Source organism: Anaeromyxobacter sp. SG64 (assembly GCF_022690745.1).
GTDB lineage: Bacteria > Myxococcota > Myxococcia > Myxococcales > Anaeromyxobacteraceae > Anaeromyxobacter > Anaeromyxobacter soli.
The window spans coordinates 32,321-54,120 of sequence record NZ_JALCZB010000024.1 but is presented as its reverse complement, the minus strand read 5'-3'; the positions used below and the strand labels follow the sequence as shown (position 1 = coordinate 54,120).

Below are 21,800 nucleotides of genomic sequence, written 5' to 3'. Positions count from 1 at the left end.
CGCCAGCCTCAAGAAGCCACTCGTGGCGAACGAACGTCACAACGTTGCCGACCGGCTCAAGGAGCCTCGGACAGCAAGAGAGAGGCCGGAACGTAGGGGCGACCAAGCCACCAGGTTCCGGCCTCGAGAGTTGGAGCGGGAAGCCGGGTTCGAACTGGCGCCGCATGCGAACGCGTCAGAGCGCCCGCTCCCACGCGCCCCGCCGCCACCGCTCGACCCACGCCTCCGCGCGGTAGAGCGCGAGCGCCGGCGCGTTCGATGCCGCGACGCGCAGCACGACCTCGCGTGCGCAGGCCGCGTCGAGCAGCGCCTCGCACCGGCGCAGCAGCCATCGCCCGAGTCCGCGACGCCGCGCGCGCGACGCGACCGCGATCGTCTCCACCTCGTCCTCCCCCTCGCGCTCGGGCGCCACGACGCCGCGCAGCAGGCCGACGGCGCCGTCAGCGTCGACGACGAACCGCAGGAGCTTCGGGTCGAACCCTGGCGCCGCCACGATGCGTGCACCGTCCTCCGCGGTGACGGGGACCGTGAATCCGACCCCGGCAAACGCGTCGTTCTCGAGCGCCGCCCAGGCGTCGAGCCCGACCTGCTCGAGGCCGACCTCCGCGAGACCGGCGGGCAGCGCGAGCGGCGGCCGCGGGCGCGTGCGGCGCATGCCGACGACGGCGTCCGCCGGCTGGTAGCCCCGCGCCTCGAGCTTCGCACCGACGCCGGGGGCGTCGCGCTCGACGACGCGAAGCGTCCGCGCCTGCGCGCTCCGCGCGCGCGCCTCCATCTCGTCCACGATCGCGAGCGCCCCCGGCGCCGGTCCCGCGAGCCACGTGAGCGCGCACCGGCCCGTCTCCGTGAGGCCCTTCGCGACCCACAGCCCCACGGCGGCCGGCGTGCCGTCTTCGAGGAGCGCGACGCCCTCGATCCCGTCCGGCAGCGCCGCGACCTCGCCCCGCAGCGCGGCGACGTTCCGTCCGAGGAGCGCCGCGATGGGCGCCCAGTCCCGGACGCTCGACCAGGGCACGATGTCGCGAGGCGCCGCCGGATCCTGCACCCGATCGCGTGTCATTCGTCCCCCACCGACGCCCGGTAATCCCGAAGAAGACCACAGACGGTGAAGCACGATAACCGTTCCGTCGTTCACGCGACGCACGCCCGACCGACTTCGGGCTCGTCAATCATCTCGCATGGAGCGCGACGAAGGGATGAGCGTTCGAGGTCGTCTCTCGTACCCCGAAGACTGCGGTAACCTTTCGAGCGGAGGCGGGTTGGCTCGAAGCGGAGATGGCCATGAACTTTCGGTTGATCGCCTGCGCCCTGATGTTCCCCATCGCGGCGTCCGTGGCATGCGTCGCGGCGGGACACGGCAAGACGGCCGCCGCGCCGGACACGCACGAGGAGTGCTCGATCGACTCCGACTGCCCCGGTGGGCGCTGCCAGCTCGGCGTGTGCTCGTACGCCTCGCGCGAGCACATGCCTTGCGCCCTCGACTCCGAATGTCCCGGCGGCTCCTGCCGGATGGGAGCGTGCTCGTCCTTGCCGCCGGGGGTTCCGGAGTGCTCGATGGACTCACAGTGCCCGGGTGGCAGCTGCCGTGCCGGGAGCTGCTCGCCGGTGCCGCCGGGGCCCTAGCGTCTTCTCCTCCGCTGGCGCCGCTTCTTCCTCGTCGCCCTCCACGCTCCCGGCGCGAGACCGTACGACGCTCAGGAGGTTGCGACCGGAGCGTTCGGTCCAGTACAGACGAGGACATGCTCGCGTACCTCTTCTGGCACTGGCCGGCGCCGACGGTGGACGCCGGGCGCTACGTCGAGTCTCTCGTCGCCTTTCACCGCGCCCTCGCGTCCAACGCTCCTCCCGGCCTGCGCGCCTCGCGCGTGTACGAGGTGGAGGCCGCGCCGTGGCTGGCGGTCCCGCGCGCGTTCGAGGACTGGTACCTCGTGGACGACTTCGCCGCGCTCGGGGCGCTCAACGAGGCCGCCGTCTCCGGCGCCCGCCGCGACCCACACGACGCGGCCGCGCGGCTCGCGGGCGGAGGCCATGGCGGCCTCTACCGCCTCGTCGCTCCGGGCGGTGAAGGGGCCCTCGACCGCACGACGTGGTGCTCGAAGCCCGACGGAGTCCCCTACACGGAGTTCCTCGCGAGGCTCCCTCCCGGCGAGAGCTGGCAGCGGCAGCTGGTGCTCGGGCCCGCCCCGGAGTTCTGCGTCGTCGGCGTGGATGCGGCCGCCGCGCTCGGCGGCGTGGCGGTCGCGGCCCGCCGCATCCACGCCTGGTCTTGAGGCCGCAGGACCAGGCCCGCGCCGGGCCTGCCCCGGCGCCCTGCCGGAGCCCGCGCGCGCGGATCCCGTGGAGCGCCAGACGGAAGTCAGAGCGCCCCGACCCCAGAGCGCCCCGACCCAGAGTAATCGCGGTAGAGCGCCCCGACCCAGAGTAATCGCGGTACACGGCCGACGCGCATCACGCGCGTCAATCGCGGAGTTACGCGTGCTTGGCTCTCGCGACGCTGACGCACTCCGCAACCGGCGGTGCGCTCCCGCGAGGCTGGACCTCTGACGACGACGGCCGGGCGCGCGCCCGGATCAGCTCGCGAAAGCGCGGATCAGAGGGGCGAGGTTGGGGATGAGATCCCCCCAGCCGTGCAGCACGACCACGAGCGTGAGGTTCCGGGTGCGCGCCCAGAGTATGCCGAACGCGACACCGATGGGGGACAACATGACCATCGCGTAGGCAGCGGCGCTGAGCACCTCCGGCGGCCTGGCCATGCCTTCCACGGTGTGTGCGCCTCGCAGCACGTACCCCGGCGCGTGCGCGAGCGCGAAGAGGACTGACATTCCCAGCACACCAGCGACAGGCGATCGCAGCCACGCCGCCATGCGCGACTGGAGCAGCGCACGAAACAGGAACTCCTCCACGAGCCCTGCTTCGACCGCCAGCCAGGCCCAAACCGGTAACGCCATCGCGATCACCTGCCAGGCCGAGAGCTCATACTCGGCCATGAGCGTGCCGATGGCCTGAGGACCGCGCCCGAATCGAAGCTGTATGATCGAGAACAACCCCATCATGACGAGAAGGGTCCGCAGCTCGATCCAGTCGAGTCCTGGGAACTCGAACAGCTGCCGCCACGAGTAGCCAAGGCGGCGGAACACGAGCGCAGGCACCCACACCATGACAGCCAACTTGGCGGTGAGAATGGCGACCGATCGCGCGGGCTCATTGGTGACCGCTGCCCTCACCGCGGAAAGTCCGTAGCCGAGAAACCCCACGCCGATGGCAACGAGAAGGAGCGCGATCCACGAGAGCTCGCGCGCTGGCTCGTGCACCGGCTGCGCCCGTGGGGTCGCGCCGATCGTCGCGAGCCAGGCTGCGAGCGCTGGTGCCACACCGAGGAGAAGCAGAACGGCGGCCACCTCGCTCGCGTCGAATCCAGGAGCGGTGAGGAGCACCGCCAAACAACCACCATAGATGAGGACGTAGCCCACGGAGGCAACGAGTGCGCGCGACATGGGGCTCCGAGGAGATCATAGATCAGCGGCGCAGTCACGCAGGGTACGTACGCTGCCTCTCGTTTTCGGCCGCACGCGCCGCACTCCGAACGCATTATCACCCGGAGTCGTCTCACGAACAGTGCCGTGAAGTCCCGGACCCGGCCTCCAGCTCGTTTCGCAGATTTTCGCGGAGAGTTGAACCGGAAGGTGCACTCTCGGTAGGCTGTCCCGCATGCTCCGCCGCAACGTCCCCCGTGCCGCAATGGCTGCCGTGATCGCCCTCGCGACCGGCTGCGCCCACCTCTCGACGAGCTTCACCTGCCCGGCGAAAGGCGGCGTGCCCTGGCGCGAGGTCCGCTCCGAGCACTTCGTCGTCACGACGGACCTCGGCTCCCGCGGCGCGCAGGAGCTGACGCGCGAGCTCGAGATGCTCCACCTCGCGCTCCGCTCGGCGCTGTTCGGCACTCCGCCGGCGATGCCGGGCACGATCCGCGTGGTGGTGTTCCGGACGCGTGACGAGTTCCTGGGCTTCGCGCCCGCGTCCCTGGCCGCCTTCTTCGGCACGCTCCACGGCGAGCCGCTCGTCGTGCTCGACGGCGCGCTCCCGTACGGCGTGCGCACCACGCTCGCGCACGAGCTCACGCACTACATGGCGGCGCGCGCGTTCGCGCGCCAGCCGCGCTGGTTCGCCGAGGGGATGGCCGCGTACATGGAGACGGTGGGCTCGAGCGGCCTCGGCAACACGCCCACGGTCGGAGGCGTGCCGCGCCACTACCACGCGCTCGTGTACCCGTACTTCGGGAAGGTGCGCGAGGTGCTCACCGCTCGCGGCGCGCTGGAGCTGCCTCAGTACGCGGTGTCGTGGGCGCTCGTGCACTACCTCATCAACGTCCACCCGGTGGAGTTCAACGCGCTCCAGGCGCGCTTCGTGCGCGGCGACGATCCCGACGTCGCCTGGCGAGACGTGTTCCCGCAGTGGGATCCCGCCGTTCCCGGCGCGACCGACGCGCTGGACGCGGAGCTCGGGAGCCATGTCGCGCGCGGCAGGTTCAGGTACCGCGACCTCCACCTCGTGAAGGATCACCCCGTCCGCGAGCGGCCGATGCTCCCGGCCGAGGTCCACGACGTCCGCCTCTCGCTCGCGTCGGCCATGCGGTGGCCCCCGGAGAAGCTCGACGCCGAGGTGACGGAGGCGCTCGCGGAGGACCCCGGCAACGTGGTGGCGCTCACCGTCGCCGCACGCTCCCGCGGCGCGGAGCCCGCCGCCCTCGCTCGCAAGGCGACGGAGGCGCACGCCGACGACGCCCGGGCGTGGCTCTTCCTCGGTGACGTGCTGCCGGAGTCCGACGTGTCCGGCCGCGAGGCGGCGCTCCGGCGGGCCGTCGCGGCTGCGCCGGAGAACCCGGAGCCCCTGAACGCGCTCGCCTGGAACCTGCTCCGGAGCGGCCGCCCCGGAGAGGCGCTGCCGCTCGCGAAAAAGGCGTTCGTCGCGGCGCCCTGGGATCCGGCCATCGTCGACACCGTCGCGGGCGTGCTCGCGGGCCTCGGGGACTGCGGGGAGGCGGTGCGCATGCAGCAGCGTGCGATCGATCTCCTGCCGGATCGGATGAAGCCGCGCGACCGGCAGGACTACATCGACCACCTCGCGGAGTTCCAGCGGTGCGCGGCGAAGGCGGCGACGCCGGACGGCGTGAAATCCGCACCTCTCGTCCACTGACGCGGATCGATCGCAATCGGGCCTTAGCGCTGTCTGACGCAGGGCGCACCACCCGTACCCGGAGACATCGAGCTGGATCCAGGCGAGCATGGGGGGATGCTCGCGACCCTCCTCGCTGCCGCCTTGCTCGTCGCGGTCCCCTCGCGGGCCAGGGACGCCGATCCCCGCGCGCTCGTGGGGCAGCCGCTCCCCGAACCCGGGCGCGGCCAGTTCGCCTCGTGGAAGCTCCAGGACACGTGGCTGGTCGACGAGCCCGGAGCGACCCCGCGGTACGGGTGGGTGATCTGGAACCGCCGTGGCCAGGCGATCGTGTTCCTGAGGAGCGAGGACCGGGTGGTGGACGCCCTGCGGGTCGAGGTCCCCCGCGGCCACGCGATCGGCTTCGCCTGCACCCCCGCCGGCGCGGCGAACCCGGACCGGGACTTCGTCGCGCTGGTCGACGATCCGCCGGTGCCGCCGGGAGCGCGGTGCGTGTTCTCGCGCCCCCGCAAGGCATGGCGGCTCGACCGCAGCCGCGGCCGGATCGAGCCCGTCACGCCGGCCGGGATGAAGTGCCAGCGTTCCTGCCCCTGGGACTGAGCGGCGAAGGCGCGTCGCCCGACGGGGCGATCACCCCCGCGACAGCTCGCGCGCGAGCGCGCTCCGCATGCCCTCCGCCGCGCGCTCCATCGCCTCGGGGCCGCGCTCCAGGTGGAACGGGCTCACGCGCGGGATCCCGTGGAGCGCGACGGCCTGCATGCGCGGGCGCTCCGGGATGCGGAGCGCGGGGCTGCCCCGCCGGCGCCAGGGCGAGCGGGACGTGAGGTGATGGTAGAGGACGCGCTCTCCGGCGAGCGCGCCGGCGAGGCCGGGGCGGTCCAGGACGCCGCCGTCCAGGTACAGGCGTCTCCCGATCCGAACCGGCTGGAACAGGAACGGGAGCGCGCACGAAGCGTGAATCGCCGGAGCGAGCTCGCCATCGTCGAGCACGGCGGTGCGCCTCGCGAGGACGTCGAACACGGACACGGCGAGCGGAACGCGGCACTCTTCGAAGCTCCCGGCAGGAGCGAGCGCCTCGAGCCGCGCCCGGAATCGCGCTCCGCGCAGGAGCCCGAGCCCGGGGCGGAGATCCCAGAAGTGCTCGCGGCGCAGCGCCACGAGCTCCTCGCACAGCCGCCCCGCAGGGACCCCGGCGGCCCAGAGCCCTCCCACGAGCGCCCCCGCGCTCGAGCCGAGGACGCGCGCGGGGAGCAGCCCCTCGTCCTCGAGGACCCGCACCACGCCCGCGTGCGCGTAGAACCCGAAGAACCCGGACGACAGCGCGAGGGTGAAGGGTCCCGAGGCGAGCCAGTCCCGGAGCGTGGGCACGGCGGCAGCATGCCGTCGGCCGGCGCGAGGCGCAACGGCGGGCGGGGTACTCGCGGCCCCTCGACGTCTGCTCGCTGCGACCGCTTCGGCGGCTCTCGCACGAAGCCGCTGCCGGCGGCCCCCTGCTCGGCAGCGCTCACGCCGGGCGATGCGCGACGAAGGTGATGCACTCGCCTCGCTCGGGCTGCCGCCGCGCGACGCGGTCGGCGCGGCGCGCCTCGGAGCGGATCCGGCGACGGAGGGCGCGCTCGCTCCGGTCGACGGGGGCGCCCCGCTGGATGGCGAGGCTCTCCGCGAAGAAGTACGCGCCGTCTGGCTTCGGCGGCAGCAGCGCGATCCGGGAGAAGCCGGCGGCGCAGAGCGCGCGCTCCAGGCTGCTCGCGTCGAAGAGGGTGAGGTGGCGCGGCGGCTCGAGGCCGCGCCAGTCGGCGCCGAAGCGTTTCAGCCCCTCGGCGTCCAGGTTCGGGGTCTGGACCCAGACCCGTCCGCCCGGCCGAAGCAGCGCGAGCACCCTGCGGAGAGTCCCGACCGGATCGTGCAGGTGCTCGACGACGTGGTTGAGGGTCACGTGCTCGAAGCTCTCCGGGTCGAGCGCGGCCTCCTCGATCGTTCCCGCGAGAACCGTGAACCCCGATCCCCTTGCGCGCGCGACGGCCGCGGCGTCGAGGTCAAGCCCCATGACGTCGAAGCCGAGGCGGCGGGCGATGCGCAGGAAGTCCCCGTTGCCGCAGCCCACGTCGAGCAGCCGGCTCCCGGGACCCGCCGGCGCGGGCAGGTGACGGATGAGCTGGCCGGCCTGCGCTCGCGCGGCCGCGCTCAGCGGAGCGACCCACCGGGCCAGAGGCGCGGCCGGTCGCAACGCGTAACCGAACGCGGCGTTGTAGTGGGCGTGGTGGCGGAGCCGCTTCACGGCCCGCCGGAGCCCACCGCCAGCGGCGAAGACGTCCCGCGGCGCGGTCCCCCCGTGCGTGTAGTAGGTGCGGTAGGCGAGCCCGATCCCGGCGAGGTCCGGGCGCGGGTCGAGGTAGGCCGCGCCGCAGCCCGAGCAGCGCCAGAGCGTCCAGCGACCCGGCGCGGCGCGGAAGATCCGGTCGCTCAGCCCTTCGAAGAGGAGCGTCCGGGAAGGGGAGGCGCAGGCGGGGCACCGGCCCAGGACCTCGAGGTGCTCGGCTGGCCACGGAGCGTCGAGCGGCTCCGCGGCAGCTCCGGTCTCAAGTCGGCTCATCGGCTCGTCGTCTCTCGAACGCGACAGATGTCGCGAGAGTGGCATGAGCCGCCCATCGACACAACGCGCGGCGCCGCTGCGAGCCCCGGCACGCCGCCGGCCGGCGCGGGGCGCAACGCCGGGCGTGGCGCAGGTGGACTCGTCCGCTCGCGCGACGACCGCGTCAGCGGCACGCCCGCAGCACGAGGTCGCCCTGCGTGACTCGACCGTGAAGCTCGACGAGCCGCACGTCCTTGAACCCAGCCGCCTCGGCCGCCGCGACGAGCGCGGCGTTCTCGTGGAACCGGAACCCGTGCCGGGTGATGCCGCCGAACTCGCGGAGCTTCGCCGCGCTCGAGAAGCCCACGGTGAGGAGCCCGCCCGGCCGGAGCACGCGGTGCAGCTCGGAGAAGGCCTGGGCGAGGTCCGGCCAGAAGTAGACGGTGTTCGTGGAGGCCACGACGTCGAAGCTCGCCTCCTCGAAGGGGAGCGCCTCGACGGCGCAGCGCTCCAGGCGGAGCTCGGACCCGCCGAACCGCGCGCGCCGCGCGCGCAGCCACGCCACCGCCGCGTCGGACGGATCGACGCCCGCGAGGCTCCGGACGCCGCGGGCGTGCGCGAGCTCGAGCAGGGCGCCCCCGCCGAAGCCGACGTCGAGGAGCCGGTGCCCCGGCGTGAGCGCGACGCCCTCCAGCGTCGCCTCGATGAGGGCGCGGTTCCCGCGGTTCAGGACCCGGGTCATGACGGTGCGACCGAACCAGCCTCGCGGCCCGGCCAGCTGGCGCGCGATGGCCGCGGATACGGGGTCGAGCAGCCGGAACAGGGAAGCCTTGCGCATGTTCAGTCCTTCTCGATTCTCGCATGCGCCGGCAACGGGGGCGGAGCGCCCTTCGTGCCTGATGCTACAGACAGGCGAGCCGGACGGGCCGCCGCGCTCTACTCCGCGAGGAAGTCCGAGATGAACCCCACCCGCGGGATGTACTTGCACGCGATCCGGATGGTCGAGAGCACCGGCACCGCCACGAACAGGCCGATGGGACCCCAGACCCAGAACCAGAACAGCGAGCCGAGGAACACCGCGAGCGAGTTCAGCCTGAGCTGCTTGCCGAGGAAGATCGGGTCGACGACGTTCCCCTGGATCGACACGAGCGCGAGGTAGATCCCGCCGACGGCGAGGACGTGCTTCAGCGAACCGTACTGGAGGAGCGCCATGAGCGTCGGGAGCGCGAGCCCGATCGCCGGGCCCACGTACGGGATGAAGTGCAGGAGCGCGGTGGCCATCCCCCACACCGCCGCGTGCTCCAGGCCGTACAGGGCGTAGATCCCCCAGGTGACGAGCCCGAGGAGCGCGTTCAGCCCGACCCGGTTCAGCATGTACTGCTCGACGTCGCGGTGGAGCTCCTCGAACGCCGCGAGCGCGCGGGCGCGCGCGGAGGGATCGCGGCCGGCGTGCGCGAGGAACTTGGCGTGGTAGCGCGGTCCCTCCGCGAGCGCGAAGTAGAGGACGAAGATCGCGACGGTGCACGCCGCGGCCACCGCGATCGCGCCCTGCGCGGTGCCGACGAGGACCTGTCCCCAGGGGATCCCCTCTTCCACGCGCACCGCGCCCGGCCGCGACGGTGGCTTCGCGATCTGCTCGGTCTGCGCGCGGAAGTGCACGAACCGCCGCGCCACCGCCGCGGAGGCCTCCCGCAGCCGCCCCTCGTAGCTGGGGAGCTCGTCGAGGAAGGCCGCGACGCGGTTCCAGAGCAGCGCGACGAGGGCGGCCACCACCGCGAGGGCGAGGAGCGTCCCCAGGAGAGCCGCGACGGACCGCGGCACCTTGCGCCGCTCCAGCGCCGCGACGACCGGGTGCACGGTGAACGCTAGGATGATCCCGACCACGCTCGGGACGAGGAGCTCGCGCGCGAGGTAGCAGAACGCGAGCGCCGCGCCGGTCGCCAGCACGGCGAGCGACCGCTCGGCGACACGGGATTCGCTCAGCAGACGGACGTCGCGCACTGGATCGAATGTGAGCACCCGCCCCCTCAGCCGCGAGCGGGTGGCGGAGGCCACCGCCGGCGGCTGGCCGGACGGCGCGCCGGCCTCGTCCTGGCGGATCGACCCGGCTCCCGGGCGGCGGCGCCGATCAGGGCGTCGCCGCCGGGCGCGTCGCGAGCCGGGCGCCGCGGAAGACGAGGTACAGGCCCACCGCCTGGACGAGGTGGTAGAGGGCGTTGTGGTCGAAGTACCGCGGGTGGAGCGCGATGCGTCCCTGCTGGATGGCCGCCGCCACGAAGGTCAGCCCGAGGCCCCAGGCGCCGGCGCTCACGCGCGCCTCGGCGCGCCGGCCGGCGAGCAGGAAGGCCACGAGGAGGAAGAGCGCCGCCGGCAGGTAGAAGGCGATCGCCACGGCGAAGCGCCGCTCGCCCCCGAGGACCACGGCCGCGTAGAGGCCGAACGCCAGCGCGACCCCGCCCGTCAGCGCACGCGCGGCGCGGCGGCCGAGCACGAGCCGCGCCCCCGCGCCCCAGCCGGCCACCGCCCCGAGCCCGACGGCGAGCAGCGTCGCGCTCCACACGACCGCGCCGACCGAAGAGGTCTTGTCCGCCACGAACCCGTGCTCGATCGCGCCCAGCGCCGCCGCAGCGCCGAGCACCGCGAAGAACCCGGCGAACCACCGCCGTGCGCGCGCGCCGCCCTCCCTCGAGAGCAGCACCGCGAACGCGGCGCACTCGAGGGCGAGGCCGAGGTCGGTGAGCGTGACGTCCGGCTCGAGCACGATGCGATCTCCGGCGCCCGGCCCGCGGCGACGCCTGCGCTGGCGGCCACGGTACCACCTCACCCTCGGCGTCGGGGAGCTTCGGTTCCGCGCGGTGCGCGCGCGAGAGCCCCGAGACGCGAGGTCTTCTCTACAGCGGCACCGTGTAGCAGAGCGCCGTCCCCTCCAGCGCCACCACGCCGTCACCGCGCGTCACGGTGGTCCTGAGCTCGGTGATGGGCTTGTCTTCTCGCACCTTCAGCACCTCGACCGCGCCGGTGAGCGTGTCCCCCGGGCGCGCCGGGGCCTTGAAGCTCCAGTCCACGTGCAGGAAGACGGTCCCCGGCCCGGGCAGATCCTCGGCGACCACCGCGTTCAGGATCGCGCTCGTCACCCCGCCTTGCACGATGATCTCGCCGAAGCGCGAGGCGCGCGCGGCCGCCTCGTCGTAGTGGAGCGGGTTCCGGTCCCCGCTGATCGCCGTGAAACGCCGGATGTCCTCGGCTTCGACTCTCCGCCGACGCTCCGCCCGCTGACCGACGCGAGGAGCACCCTTCGGCCACGCTTCGCTCGTCGTCATCTCCGCCTCCTCTCGGACCTCTCAGCGACCTGCGATCCCGCCGGCGACGCCGAGAGCGGCAGACGGGCCCGTCGCGCCGCCGGAGGTCTCGTCGAGCGTGCCGAGCAGCTCCACCTCGCTCGCCATGTGGCGCGCGAGCAGCTTGTGCAACCCCTTCGCCTCCTCGAGGTCCCACTCGAACGAGGCGATGCGATCGGTGACCTCGAACAGCTCCACCGACGCCGCGTCTCGCGCCGTCTGGTAGCCGGCCAGCGCGGCCTCGGTGCCGCTCACCACCGCGCGCGCGAGCAGCTCCGCGTCACGCAGCGCGTCCGTGATCCCGTGGGCGGTGATCGGGTCCTTGAAGTACCCGGCGTCGCCGACGAGCGCCCAGCCCGGTCCCCACGCACGGCGCATGAAGCCAGGGATCCCGGGGAAGGGCTGGAGCCTCGCGTCGAGGCGGGCGCTTCGGAGCGCGGCGGCGAGCTCGGGCGCAGCCTCGGTGAGGACCTCCCGGTAGACGGCGTCCGCGCCTCCGGGCAGCGCGTCCAGGAGCCGCGGCCGCGGCAGCGCGGCGAATACGCAGGTGCGCCCGTCGCCGGTGGGGATGGCGCCGGCGCTCACGCCGGGGCGGTAGTACCAGTGATAGCCCTCCACCTCGAGACCCGACCAGTGCCCGTAGACCACTCCGCACGCGTGGCGGCCCGCGCGCTCGGTGGGGGCGCTCACGAGGCGGGCAGCTCTCGACCGCGCGCCGTCGGCGCCGATCACGATCGACGCCGCCACGCGCGCGCGGCTCCCGTCGAGCCCTTCGATCACCGCTCCCTCGACCCGCCCCGACGGGCCACGGACCACCTCCGCGAGCGCGGCGCCGTGGACCACCTGCGCGCCGGCGGCGCGGGCGGCGTCGACGAGGAGCGGGTCGAGCACCGTCCGCCGCGGCGCGTAGAGCGCATCCACGCCGTCGCGAGGCTTCACCGCGAACGGCAGCGCCTCGTGCCCGTAGTGGAACGTCGCGCTGCGAACGGCGGGGGTGCCCGTCGCGCGCAGCCGGTCGAGGAGCCCCCACCGCGCGAGCTGGAGCACGCCGCCGCGCATGAGGGCGTGGGTCGAGATCGTGTCGCTCCCCTCGCGATCCCGGTCCACCACCAGGACGCGCAGCCCCGCGCGGGCGAGCAGCATCGCGGTCGCGGCGCCGGCGCAGCGGGCCCCGACGACCAGCGCGTCGTACTCGGGGCGGATGAGGGAGGCGGTCGTGGTCGTCATGGTGTTCTCCTCTCCTTCAGGCGGCGGACCGGCGCGCGAGGCGCGTGGCCAGGTGATCCACGAGGACGGCGGCGTCCTTGCCCACGCCGTCGAGGAAGCTCGAGTTGCGGCGGCGCAGGAACTGGAGCCCGAGCACGTACAGCCCGGGCGCCGGGGTGACGCCGCCCGCGTGGCGGATCTCGCCGCGCTCGTCGAGCACCGGCACGCGCAGCCAGGGGTAGCTGCGGCGGTAGCCGGTGGCCCAGATCACCGTCCGGATCCCGTCCGCGCGCAGGTCGATCGCGCGCGGGGCAGGGGGCGGTGAGATGGCGCGGATGGGCTCCGGCGGCGGAACCGCCGCCGCGCCGCTCTGCGCGACGTGGGCCTCGATCCGCCCGAGGAGCCGCGCGAGGCGCCGCTCCGCCGCCGCGATCGTCTCGTCCAGGTCCTCGGCGAGGAGCACGCGGCCGCCCTCGACGCCCTGGACCCGTCCGACGAGCCGGACGCCCTCGTCGAGGAGCACGCCGAGATCGAGCGTGCGATGGTCGGGGCGGCCGACGAGCTGGAGGGACGGCTGGCGGCGGGCCGCCTCGAGGTCCGCCACGGCGTCCGCGCCCTCGTCGAGGATGCCCGTCGCGTCGAGCCACTCCATCACGTCGCGGCCGCGGTAGCGCCGGGGCAGCCGGACGTGCCTGCCCACCGCGAGCGTCACCGGCCGGCCGGAGCGGTGGAGCTCGTCCGCGAGCTGGAGGCCGGTCGCGGACGCGCCCACCACGAGGACTCCGCCGGCGGGCAGGGCCCGGGGGTTCCGGTAGCGCGCCGGGACGAGCTGGACGACGTCCGCGGGGAGCTCTGCCGCGAGCGGTGGGACGTGGGCCCGGTCGCAGTGACCGGTGGCGACGATGACGCTCCGGGCGCGCCACGCGCCGCGATCGGCCGTCACCCGGTAGCCGTCGCCGTCGCGCTCGACCGCGTGGACGGCGACGCCCGCCTCGACCGGCGCCGCGAAGGAGCGCGCGTACGCCTCGAGGTACCCGATCACCTCGCGCCGGGACATGAACCCGTCCGGATCGGGGCCGCGGTAGGAGAAGCCCGGGAGCCGCGACTGCCAGCGGGGGGTGAGCAGCCGGAGCGAGTCCCAGCGCTCCGAGCGCCAGCGCTCGCCGACGCGCCCGCGCTCCAGGACCGTATGATCCACGCCGCGCGCCTGGAGGCAGCGGCTCGCGGCGAGACCTGCCTGCCCACCTCCGACGACGACCACGTCCGTGCGCTTCATGGCATCTCCCCGAGGAGCGTGGCGGGAGGCCGCCGGCGGGCGCGCGTCGCGCGTCGGCCGGCGGTCCCCATCGGCACTTCACGCTGCGTTCACCGAGACCGCGACCGGGACGCCGTTCGTCAGCACGTCGTAGACCGCCGAGCGGGCCCGCGACTGCGCGACGATCTCCTCGAGCTTCGCCGCCGGCGCGTCGCCCTTGATCCGGAAGCTCACGCGGAGCTGGCGGTAGCCGTTGCGGACCTCCGCCGAGAGCCCGAGGATCCCACGCAGGTCGATGTCGCCCTCGACGGTGGACTCGACCTCGTAGAGGGTCACGCCGCGCGCCGCGGCGATGTTGGCGATCCCTGCCGTGAGGCAGGCCGCGATCGCGTGGAGCAGGAACTCGACCGGGGTCGGCCCCTGGTCGCGCCCGGTGAGGACGGCCGGGTGATCGGCGTCGTAGCTGAACTCGCGCGCGTGCGCGTGCTCGCCGCCCGCGCCGCTGAACCCTTCGATGCGGGTCCGGCTGTGGGTGCCCTGCTGCCAGTGGTTCGTCGCCCGGAACTGGAAGCTCCCGAGCTCGGGCTGCTGCTTCACCGCCCCGATGGTCGCGAAGAGCGTCGGCGTGTCCACGCCGTTCATCGGCACGGGCGTGCGGGAAGGCCGCTTCATCGTCGTGGCGGTCTGCGTCGTGGGGGTCTGCATCGTGGGCGTCTCCATCGTCGTTCTCCGTCGCCCGGTGGACCGGCCATCGGTCTCGCTCGCTGGGCACGGAGGGGAATCGCAGGCGCCGTGCCACGCCGGACTCCGGACCGACACCACGGGAATCCGCTGGGTTCCGGGCGTGGCCGGCCCGGCGGGGTCGCGGCGAGACCTCGTCGTGGACGAGATCTCGCCGCGCACCGCGACGGGCTTTCATCCGGGCGCGCCGCCTCGGCCTCGCTATGTTCCGGGCGCGGCGCGGCGCCGCGGACCGTCGCCGCGGAGCCGGACATGGAGCACGGGATCGGGGAGCGGCGGATCGACGAGGAGCTCGCCCTGCGCGCCGTCGTCGAGGGGACCGCCTCGGCGACGGGGCAGGAGTTCTACCGGGCGCTCGTCAGGAACCTCGCGCGCGCCCTCGACACCTGCGGCGCATGGCTCACCGAGTACGACGAGCGCCGCAGGTGGCTGCGCGCGCTCGCGTTCTGGTTCGACGGGCGATGGGTGGAGGGCCACGAGTACGCGATCGCCGGCACGGCGTGCGAGACGGCGGTGCGCGAGCGACGCGTCGTCCACGTCCCCGATCGCGTGACCGAGCTGTACCCCGAGGTGAAGTCCCCCCTCCCCGGGGCCGTGAGCTACCTCGGCGTTCCCCTCCTCGACCCCGACGACCGCGTGCTCGGCCACCTGGCGGTCGTGGACACCCGGCCCATGCCCGCCGAGAAGCGGCTCCTCCCGCTCTTCCGGATCTTCGCGAACCGCGCGCTCGCGGAGATGCGGCGCGTCCGCGTCGAGCAGGATCTGCGCGAGCGCCAGGAGAAGCTCGCCGGGCTCATCGGCAGCGCGATGGACGGGATCGTGGAGCTCGACGGAGACCTGTGCATCACGCTCATGAACGCCGCCGCCGAGAAGGTGTTCGGCTGCGCCGCCGGCGGGCTGCACGGGCGGCCGGCGGACGAGCTCCTGGGCGGCCCCGCGACGGCGAGGCTCCGCGCGCTGACCGGCGAGCTCGAGCGGCGAACGGGCGGCGAGCGCGCCCTGTGGATCCCGGGCGACCTCGTGGCCGAGCCGCCGGGGCGGAAGCCCTTCCCGGCCGAGGCGACGCTCTCGCGGTTCGAGGTGCGGGGGCGGCCGTTCTACACGCTCATCCTGAGGAACGTGGACGAGCGCCTCGAGGCGGAGCGGAGGATCCGCGCGCTGAGCGCGGAGGCGGCCTACCTCCGCGAGGAGCTCGCGGCCGAGCACGGGTTCCACGAGATCGTGGGCAGGAGCCCGGCGCTGCGCCGGGCGCTCCAGGGCGTCGCGCAGGTCGCGGCGACGGACGCGACGGTGCTCCTCCTCGGCGAGACGGGCACCGGCAAGGAGCTCTTCGCCCGGGCCATCCACGAGCGGAGCGCCCGGCGCGGCCGTCCCCTCGTGAAGGTGAACTGCGCGGCGATCCCCGCCACCCTCATCGAGAGCGAGTTCTTCGGGCACGAGCGCGGCGCGTTCACCGGCGCGACGCAGCGGCGGGACGGCCGGTTCGTGCTCGCCGACGGCGGGACGATCTTCCTCGACGAGATCGGCGAGCTCCCCCTGGAGCTGCAGGGCAAGCTCCTGCGGGTCCTGCAGGAGGGAGAGCTCGAGCCGGTGGGGAGCTCGCGCACGCGCAAGGTGGACGTGCGCGTCATCGCCGCGACGAACCGGGACCTGGAGCGGTCCGCCCGCGAGGGCGGGTTCCGGCAGGATCTCTTCTACCGGCTGAGCGTCTTCCCGCTCCCGCTCCCGCCGCTGCGCGAGCGCGGTGACGACGTCGTGCTGCTCGCCGCAGCGATGGCGGAGCAGCTCGCCCGCGGCCTCGGGCGGAGCATCGCCCCGCCCGACGCGGCGGACGCCGCCGCCCTCAGGTCGTATCCCTGGCCCGGGAACGTGCGGGAGCTGCGGAACGTGATCGAGCGGGCGATCATCACCTCCCCCGACGGCCGGCTCCACCTGGACCGGGCGCTGCCCGAGCCGGACGTCGCGACGCCGTCGAGCGGCGCGGCGGCGCCGGAGCGGGTCGACGGCGAGGTCCTGACCGACCAGCGCGTGCGCGCGATCGAGCGCGGGAACATGATCGCCGCGCTCGAGCGGTCCGGCTGGCGCGTCGGGGGCAGGGGCGGCGCCGCGTCGCTCCTCGGCGTGAGCCCCTCCACGCTCAAGTCCCGCATGAAGGCGCTCGAGATCGCCCGCCCCGACGAGCGGGGCGCTCCGGCCTCCGAGACGGGTCGTCACCCGGTGTGACGAAAGAGGGGCAGCGCGCGGTCCGTGCGTGCACCCGAGAGGCGTGGGTGCACGGCCCTCGGCCGCGACATGATCGCGCGCGCTCGTCCACCGAAGGAGGCCCGCCGTGCGCGCCATCTCCCTCTCGCTGCTGCTCCTCGCGATCTCCTGCGCGGCCCCGGCTGCGCGGCCCGCTCCGAAGGCCGGGCTGGGCGCCGCCGCTCCGGCCGGCGCCCGCGTCGCCCGCGTCTGGCACGGCCGCACCCCTGCCGCCCGCGCCGACGAGTACGCGGCGTACGCCTCCGAGGCGGTCCGGAAGTTCCGCCAGATCCCGGGAAACCTCGGCTACGCCATGTACCGGGAGGACGGACCTTCGGAGTCGCACTTCATGGTCGTGAGCTACTGGGCGTCGCGCGAGGCCATCCACGCGTACGCGGGGGAGGACATCTCGCGAACGCGCGCGCTGCCGCGCGACGCGGAGTTCCTCATCGACCCGGAGCCCACCGTGCACAACTACGACATCGTCGCCGCCGACCCGGCGCCGTGACGCACGGAGGGGCCCGCGCCGGATCCGGCGCGAGCCCCCGTCCGCTCCACCCTATGGCAGGACGAGATCGGCGGTGGCCGTCCCGGCCGCCGGGACGCTGGCGCTCACGGGCGCGCTCACCGTGACCGTCTCGTTGCCGTCGGCGTCCACGGTCCGGCGGCTGGCGAGGACCGTGTAAGCCGCCGCGGGCAGGGACGAGACGGAGTAGCTCTCCACCCCGCCGGCGACCGCGCCGGGCGCCGTGCGCACGATGAGCTCCCTGGGCGAGCCGCCCGCGTCGAGGCTCTGGCGCACCTCCACCTCGTCGGCCTGCGACACGCTCGCGGCGGGCGAGATGCCGCCCGAGAGCGTCCCCACCTGCGAGGCCTGCTCGAACGCCGCGTCCCAGGCCACGACGGCCGTCGGCCCCGTGATCGCGATCGCGCCGCTCGCACGCGGCGCGTACGCCGCCGCCCCGACCACCGGCTGGCTCACGACGTAGTAGGTCCCGCCCGCGTCCAGCAGATCGAGGACGTACGTTCCGTCGGCGCCGGTGAGCGCGGCGCGCACGATCGAGGGCTGGCCCGTCGCGGACAGCGCCTGCGCGGTGACGAGCACGCCGGGGAGGCCCGCGCCGCTCGCGGCGTCGGTGAGCTTGCCTTCGACCGCTCCGGTCGCGAGCACGTCCACGGCGCGCACGGTGGGCCGCAGGATGAACTTCTCCGAGGCCCCCGTCTCGTGGACGAAGACCGACCGGTGGGCGTCGAGGTCGACGACGACGTCGCGGGTGGTGTTCGGCGCGACCTCGAAGTTCACGGTGAGCTTCACGCCCGACTGCTGGCCGGACGGGACGGTGAGGTCGTGGACGCTTCCGTCCGCGAGCGTGACCGTGTTCCGGGGGCCGAGCACGAGGCGCAGCTGCGTGTACCTGCCGGCGGGGATGGTCGCGCCGTCGACGAGCGTGGCGCTCACGCCGCCGGTGAGGGAGAGGAGATCGACCTGGGCGTCGGGCGTGCCGAGCACGATCCAGTCACCGCCGTCGGCGTGGATCTCCACCCGCCGGACCTCGAGGTCGAGCGCCTGATAATCGCCGGGCGCGTCGACCAGGCGCACGCGGACCGCGCCGCTGCCGCTGCTCGAGCCGCAGGCGGAGAGCGCGCTGACGAGCGCAGCCACGACTCCGAGCTTCCAGAACTTTCGAGACGACATCGTCTGTGTGCCTCCTGGCCTGTGTGTGAGCGAAGGTGCGTCCGAACTGGCGCTCGCCCGCCCGAAGCAACATGCGGCGAGCCGACAAATTCGCGTGTCCCTCGATGGGCCCGTGCGCCCGCCCGGTCGCATCCATCAGGTTCGGGCCGCGCGCGCTGCGGGGCGAGGCGAGCCATGATGGAGAGCGACATGACCCCCAAGGACACGGATCTCGCCCTGACGCTGCCCCTCTCCCGGGAGCCGTCCCTGAAGCGCCGCTACAAGGTCGTGGACGAGCCGCTCCACGGCAACCTGCGCTTCGGGCTGCTCCTTGAGGTCCTCGACAAGCTCGCCGAGGAGGCTGCGCTCGCGTACGCGCGGCGCGCCCACCCGCAGGCGCGGGTCGTCACGGCGGCGGTGGACAACATCCTCGTGCGGAACCCGGCCGACGTGGAGCGCGACCTCGACCTCGTCGCGCGGGTGAACCACGTCGGCCGGACCTCCATGGAGGTGGGCATCCGCGTGACGCAGCCGGGCCTCGCGGGCGAGGCGCCGCTCCACGTCGCCTCCTGCTACTTCACGATGGTCGCCCGGATCGGCGAGGGCGACGAGGCGAAGAGCGTGCCGCTGCCGCCGCTCGACTACGAGGACGAGCTCACGCGGCGCCGGGCGCGCCGCGCGGAGGAGCGCCGGGACGAGTACCGGCGCTACGTCGCGGCCTCGCAGGAGCCGCCGAGCCACGAGGAGTTCGAGCTGCTCGACCGGCTCCACCGGGAGCAGGAGCGGCCCGGGTTCACCGGGCTCCTCTCCGCGCGGCTCGTCACCGACGCCTGGGAGCGCATGTTCCCCGAGCAGGAGAACGTGCCCCGGAAGATCTTCGGCGGCTACCTCATGCGCCGCGCCTACGAGCTCTCCTCGATCTGCGCGGAGCTCGCGGCGCCGGATCGGCCGGTGCTGGCGGCCGTGAACCGGGTGAACTTCCTGAACCCCGTGCGGCTCGGCGACACGCTGCACTTCTCCAGCCGCGTCGTGCACACGGCGGGGAGCCTCGTGTCGGTGGAGGCCAGCATCGAGCGGCGGAGCCGCGACCGGAGCGTGCGCGCGATCTCGAACTCGTGCCTGTTCACGTTCGTGAACGTGGACCGCGAGATGTGCCAGCGCGACGTGCCGCCCGTCTACCCGACCACGTTCGGCGAGGACGCCCGCCTCCTCGCGGCGCGGAGACAGCAGCTCGCCCTCTCTCGCCACGCGGGGCGGGGGTGGATCGCCGGCGCCCGCGAGCGCGGGCCGGCGGCGGACGGCCGTCAGACCGAGTGACCCCGGCGCGAGCCGCCGGACTCGCGGCGCGCGGCCCTCAGCCCGGGAACGCCTCGGGCCGATCGAGCTCGAGCTCGTCGACGGAGAACCGGGCGTACGGCTCCGTGCGCCCCCTCACGTGCCAGGAGGCCTCGAGCCGGAACGGCACCCGCATCCCGTCGATCACGCGATAGCCGCTGCACTCGCCGGTCCAGGGCGTGAGCACCGGCTCGCCGTCCACGTCGCGGTAGCGCTCTGCGGTGATGCGGGAGGGGACACCGTTCGCGTCGAAGTGGAAGTCGACGGCGACCTCGAGGCCGCGGACGCGCAGGATCGCCCGCGCCCGCGTGTCGTCGATGGGCGCCCACCGCACGTGGCGCGCGTCCAGGAAGGCGGTCGGGAACCAGACCATCTCCGCGAGGAGCCGCTGCAGCGAGGCCTCGCCCACCTCGCGGCCCCGCACGTCGGCGAGCTTCCAGCACGACGCGAGCATGATCCGCATGCCCCCCTCGCCCGCGAGCGAGCGATCGCGCGCGTCGATCCAGAGCCCGGCCCCCGTGCGCACGCGGCCCCACCAGACGAAGCCGGGCGGATCGCTCGCGAAGTACTGCACTCCGCGGATCGCGAGCCACGGACGGTCGAAGCGCGGCCGGAAGGTGCCTCCGTGGCGGAGACGCGCGGCGCGGACCGGCGCGTGGCTCGCCGCGCCGGACGCCTCCGCGTACCGCCGAACCGGCGGCGGCAGCGCCTCGAGCGCGGTGCGCCGCTCCGGCCCCGAGCTCTCCTGCGTCCAGAGCGCGTGCGCCTCGCGCGCGATGCGCCGGTTGAAGCGCTTCCCCTGCACAGCCACCACGAGCCCCAGCCCTCCGGCGGCGAGCGCGGCGATCCCCATCGACCTGCGCAACATGCTCTGGCTCCTCTCCCCGGCATGCTCTCCGATCGCTCGGCGCGCCGCACGGTCGCCTTCTGGAGTGAGCCGTGGTGAGGAACCTGAGCGGAGCGCGGGCGCCGGCGCGGAAGACCGCTCCGCACGGGGCGGGGCGCTCAGCGCCCGAGCACCGCGCTCAGCCGGGCGAGCGCGTCGGCGAGCGCGTCCGGAGGCACGGCCGTGAAGCAGAGCCGCACCCAGCTCTCGTAGTCCCGCCCGCACGCCGGCCCGGGCGTGAGGAGCACGCCCGCCTCCAGGCACCGCTCCAGGAAGCCGGGCAGCCCTTCACCCGGCGCGAACGCCTTCGCCGCATCGAAGAAGAGGAACGTCCCCGCCTCGGGGGGCGGGATGCCGACGGCGGCCGCGGCGGCGCGACCGGCGGCGGCGTACGCGGCGCGGGCCTCGGCGAGCCAGGCGTCGCCCCCGTCGAGCGCGGCGGCCGCGGCGAACTGCATGGGACGCGCGGCGCAGTAGCTCTCGTGGAACTGGAGCGCCCGTATGGCGCGCATCGCCTCTGGCGGGCCGTGGGTGTAGCCGATGCGCGCCCCGGCGAGCGCGTGGCTCTTCGAGAGCGTGTGGGTGACGACGGTGCGCCCCGCGAGGTCGGGGCGGCGCCACAGCGGCCGGTGCTCCCCGGCGTGCACCAGGTCCTCGTAGGCCTCGTCCGCGATCACCCACAGGTCGTGCCGGCGCGCCACTGCCGCGATGGCCTCGGCGACGGCGTCGGGGAGCAGCCGCCCGGTGGGGTTGTTGGGGGCGTTCACGTAGATGGCCGCGGTGCGCGGCCCGATCGCCCGCTCGAGCGCGGCCTCCGGATCGAAGCCCGGCTCCGCGAAGCGCGTGAAGAACGGGACCTCCACGCTGGTGCACCCGTGGGAGATGGCGATCCCGCGGATGAGCGGCCAGAACGGGGACGGCACGACGAGCTCGTCGCCGGGCGAGAGGAGCGCCCCGACCACGATGGCGAGCCCGGTGGTCGCGCCGGGCATCACCTGCAGGCAGGCCGGATCCACCTCGACGCCGTGGCGCGACGCGAGCCGGCGGAGGATCGCGGCGAGCAGCGCGGGCTCTCCCTGGACCGGAGCGTAGCCGTGGAGCCGCGGGTGCGCGTCGGCGCGCTGCGCCTCGGCGCGCGCGGCGGGGAGCGGATCGAGCCACGTGTCGCCGACGTGGAGGGGATGGACCGGCCCGGGCCGCTCGCGCGCCCGGGCGGCGAGCGCGCTGTAGACGTCGTGGGACAGGCTGGCGACGACTGGGGCGACGCGGGGGTGGCGCGGCATCGGGCTCCTCGGGCGCGTTTCCACTCCCATACACCGGCGGACGCACCGGCGCGCGGGCCCTTGCGCGCAGAGGCACGCCCGTCGATCATCCGCGAC

At 74.3% G+C, this 21,800-nt stretch carries 20 protein-coding genes; 6 read left to right on the top strand and 14 right to left on the bottom strand.

Translation table 11 applies throughout. The annotated features are described in order from the left end of the window. Positions 1-175: 175 nt before the first annotated feature. Positions 176-1,060 carry an N-acetyltransferase gene (locus tag MNZ29_RS09925; protein ID WP_242337203.1) on the bottom strand — a complete coding sequence of 295 codons (885 nt, stop codon included), beginning with the start codon at positions 1,058-1,060 and terminating at the stop codon, positions 176-178. 679 nt (positions 1,061-1,739) lie between these two features. On the opposite strand from MNZ29_RS09925, the gene MNZ29_RS09920 reads away from it, so the two are divergent. Beyond that, complete coding sequence (locus MNZ29_RS09920; RefSeq protein WP_242337207.1) at positions 1,740-2,270, top strand: hypothetical protein; 531 nt, start codon at positions 1,740-1,742, stop codon at positions 2,268-2,270. A 300-nt stretch (positions 2,271-2,570) separates the two neighbouring features. On the opposite strand, the gene MNZ29_RS09915 is transcribed toward MNZ29_RS09920, so the two are convergent. Then, positions 2,571-3,434, bottom strand: a complete 864-nt coding sequence (locus tag MNZ29_RS09915; protein ID WP_242355044.1) for a CPBP family intramembrane glutamic endopeptidase — start codon at positions 3,432-3,434, stop codon at positions 2,571-2,573. Positions 3,435-3,708: 274 nt separating this feature from the next. On the opposite strand from MNZ29_RS09915, the gene MNZ29_RS09910 reads away from it, so the two are divergent. Then, a complete protein-coding gene (locus MNZ29_RS09910) occupies positions 3,709-5,193 on the top strand; it encodes a hypothetical protein (RefSeq protein ID WP_242355039.1) in 1,485 nt (494 codons plus the stop codon). A gap of 96 nt (positions 5,194-5,289) precedes the next feature. Beyond that, positions 5,290-5,772 (top strand): hypothetical protein, encoded by a 483-nt coding sequence (locus MNZ29_RS09905; protein ID WP_242337213.1) that lies wholly within the window; start codon positions 5,290-5,292, stop codon positions 5,770-5,772. Between the two features lie 30 nt (positions 5,773-5,802). On the opposite strand, the gene MNZ29_RS09900 is transcribed toward MNZ29_RS09905, so the two are convergent. The 9 genes from MNZ29_RS09900 to MNZ29_RS09860 all read right to left on the bottom strand — a co-directional run bounded on the left by MNZ29_RS09900 (position 5,803) and on the right by MNZ29_RS09860 (position 14,263). Continuing rightward, positions 5,803-6,540 (bottom strand): patatin-like phospholipase family protein, encoded by a 738-nt coding sequence (locus MNZ29_RS09900; RefSeq protein ID WP_242337216.1) that lies wholly within the window; start codon positions 6,538-6,540, stop codon positions 5,803-5,805. A gap of 136 nt (positions 6,541-6,676) precedes the next feature. After that, positions 6,677-7,765, bottom strand: coding sequence for a bifunctional 2-polyprenyl-6-hydroxyphenol methylase/3-demethylubiquinol 3-O-methyltransferase UbiG (locus tag MNZ29_RS09895; protein ID WP_242337218.1), 1,089 nt, complete (start codon positions 7,763-7,765; stop codon positions 6,677-6,679). 163 nt (positions 7,766-7,928) lie between these two features. Then, entirely contained in the window at positions 7,929-8,582 is a 654-nt protein-coding gene (locus MNZ29_RS09890; RefSeq protein ID WP_242337294.1) for a class I SAM-dependent methyltransferase, read from the bottom strand. A 98-nt stretch (positions 8,583-8,680) separates the two neighbouring features. Continuing rightward, positions 8,681-9,691: an AI-2E family transporter gene (locus MNZ29_RS09885; RefSeq protein ID WP_242337220.1), complete on the bottom strand. Its 1,011-nt coding sequence runs from the start codon at positions 9,689-9,691 to the stop codon at positions 8,681-8,683. A 181-nt stretch (positions 9,692-9,872) separates the two neighbouring features. After that, positions 9,873-10,505: a hypothetical protein gene (locus tag MNZ29_RS09880; RefSeq protein ID WP_242337222.1), complete on the bottom strand. Its 633-nt coding sequence runs from the start codon at positions 10,503-10,505 to the stop codon at positions 9,873-9,875. A gap of 130 nt (positions 10,506-10,635) precedes the next feature. Then, positions 10,636-11,064, bottom strand: coding sequence for a MaoC family dehydratase (locus MNZ29_RS09875; protein WP_242337224.1), 429 nt, complete (start codon positions 11,062-11,064; stop codon positions 10,636-10,638). Positions 11,065-11,085: 21 nt separating this feature from the next. Next, the gene (locus MNZ29_RS09870) at positions 11,086-12,309 is read right to left on the bottom strand and encodes an NAD(P)/FAD-dependent oxidoreductase (protein WP_242337226.1); all 1,224 of its coding nucleotides are present in this window, start codon (positions 12,307-12,309) and stop codon (positions 11,086-11,088) included. 16 nt (positions 12,310-12,325) lie between these two features. Continuing rightward, positions 12,326-13,564 (bottom strand): NAD(P)/FAD-dependent oxidoreductase, encoded by a 1,239-nt coding sequence (locus MNZ29_RS09865; RefSeq protein WP_242337228.1) that lies wholly within the window; start codon positions 13,562-13,564, stop codon positions 12,326-12,328. 78 nt (positions 13,565-13,642) lie between these two features. Beyond that, positions 13,643-14,263: an OsmC family protein gene (locus MNZ29_RS09860; RefSeq protein WP_242337230.1), complete on the bottom strand. Its 621-nt coding sequence runs from the start codon at positions 14,261-14,263 to the stop codon at positions 13,643-13,645. Positions 14,264-14,536: 273 nt separating this feature from the next. On the opposite strand from MNZ29_RS09860, the gene MNZ29_RS24430 reads away from it, so the two are divergent. Beyond that, positions 14,537-16,507, top strand: a complete 1,971-nt coding sequence (locus MNZ29_RS24430; protein ID WP_255821235.1) for a sigma 54-interacting transcriptional regulator — start codon at positions 14,537-14,539, stop codon at positions 16,505-16,507. A 106-nt stretch (positions 16,508-16,613) separates the two neighbouring features. Next, positions 16,614-17,033: an antibiotic biosynthesis monooxygenase gene (locus tag MNZ29_RS09840; protein WP_242337232.1), complete on the top strand. Its 420-nt coding sequence runs from the start codon at positions 16,614-16,616 to the stop codon at positions 17,031-17,033. 51 nt (positions 17,034-17,084) lie between these two features. Here the strand turns inward: MNZ29_RS09840 and MNZ29_RS09835 are convergent, their stop codons facing one another. Then, positions 17,085-18,221, bottom strand: a complete 1,137-nt coding sequence (locus MNZ29_RS09835; RefSeq protein ID WP_242337234.1) for a DUF4382 domain-containing protein — start codon at positions 18,219-18,221, stop codon at positions 17,085-17,087. Between the two features lie 189 nt (positions 18,222-18,410). On the opposite strand from MNZ29_RS09835, the gene MNZ29_RS09830 reads away from it, so the two are divergent. Then, positions 18,411-19,517, top strand: coding sequence for a hotdog domain-containing protein (locus MNZ29_RS09830; protein WP_242337236.1), 1,107 nt, complete (start codon positions 18,411-18,413; stop codon positions 19,515-19,517). 37 nt (positions 19,518-19,554) lie between these two features. On the opposite strand, the gene MNZ29_RS09825 is transcribed toward MNZ29_RS09830, so the two are convergent. Then, positions 19,555-20,403 (bottom strand): DUF6544 family protein, encoded by an 849-nt coding sequence (locus MNZ29_RS09825; protein WP_242337238.1) that lies wholly within the window; start codon positions 20,401-20,403, stop codon positions 19,555-19,557. 137 nt (positions 20,404-20,540) lie between these two features. Beyond that, the gene (locus MNZ29_RS09820; protein ID WP_242337240.1) at positions 20,541-21,704 is read right to left on the bottom strand and encodes a pyridoxal phosphate-dependent aminotransferase; all 1,164 of its coding nucleotides are present in this window, start codon (positions 21,702-21,704) and stop codon (positions 20,541-20,543) included. Between the last annotated feature and the right edge of the window lie 96 nt (positions 21,705-21,800).

Coding starts and splice junctions, on each gene's coding strand:
- MNZ29_RS09830 (WP_242337236.1), top strand. CDS start 18,411: ATGACCCCCAAGGACACGGATCTCGCCCTGACGCTGCCCCTCTCCCGG.
- MNZ29_RS24430 (WP_255821235.1), top strand. CDS start 14,537: ATGGAGCACGGGATCGGGGAGCGGCGGATCGACGAGGAGCTCGCCCTG.
- MNZ29_RS09920 (WP_242337207.1), top strand. CDS start 1,740: ATGCTCGCGTACCTCTTCTGGCACTGGCCGGCGCCGACGGTGGACGCC.
- MNZ29_RS09865 (WP_242337228.1), bottom strand. CDS start 13,564: ATGAAGCGCACGGACGTGGTCGTCGTCGGAGGTGGGCAGGCAGGTCTC.
- MNZ29_RS09895 (WP_242337218.1), bottom strand. CDS start 7,765: ATGAGCCGACTTGAGACCGGAGCTGCCGCGGAGCCGCTCGACGCTCCG.
- MNZ29_RS09910 (WP_242355039.1), top strand. CDS start 3,709: ATGCTCCGCCGCAACGTCCCCCGTGCCGCAATGGCTGCCGTGATCGCC.
- MNZ29_RS09890 (WP_242337294.1), bottom strand. CDS start 8,582: ATGCGCAAGGCTTCCCTGTTCCGGCTGCTCGACCCCGTATCCGCGGCC.
- MNZ29_RS09835 (WP_242337234.1), bottom strand. CDS start 18,221: ATGTCGTCTCGAAAGTTCTGGAAGCTCGGAGTCGTGGCTGCGCTCGTC.
- MNZ29_RS09825 (WP_242337238.1), bottom strand. CDS start 20,403: ATGTTGCGCAGGTCGATGGGGATCGCCGCGCTCGCCGCCGGAGGGCTG.
- MNZ29_RS09820 (WP_242337240.1), bottom strand. CDS start 21,704: ATGCCGCGCCACCCCCGCGTCGCCCCAGTCGTCGCCAGCCTGTCCCAC.
- MNZ29_RS09870 (WP_242337226.1), bottom strand. CDS start 12,309: ATGACGACCACGACCGCCTCCCTCATCCGCCCCGAGTACGACGCGCTG.
- MNZ29_RS09905 (WP_242337213.1), top strand. CDS start 5,290: ATGCTCGCGACCCTCCTCGCTGCCGCCTTGCTCGTCGCGGTCCCCTCG.
- MNZ29_RS09860 (WP_242337230.1), bottom strand. CDS start 14,263: ATGGAGACGCCCACGATGCAGACCCCCACGACGCAGACCGCCACGACG.
- MNZ29_RS09925 (WP_242337203.1), bottom strand. CDS start 1,060: ATGACACGCGATCGGGTGCAGGATCCGGCGGCGCCTCGCGACATCGTG.
- MNZ29_RS09875 (WP_242337224.1), bottom strand. CDS start 11,064: ATGACGACGAGCGAAGCGTGGCCGAAGGGTGCTCCTCGCGTCGGTCAG.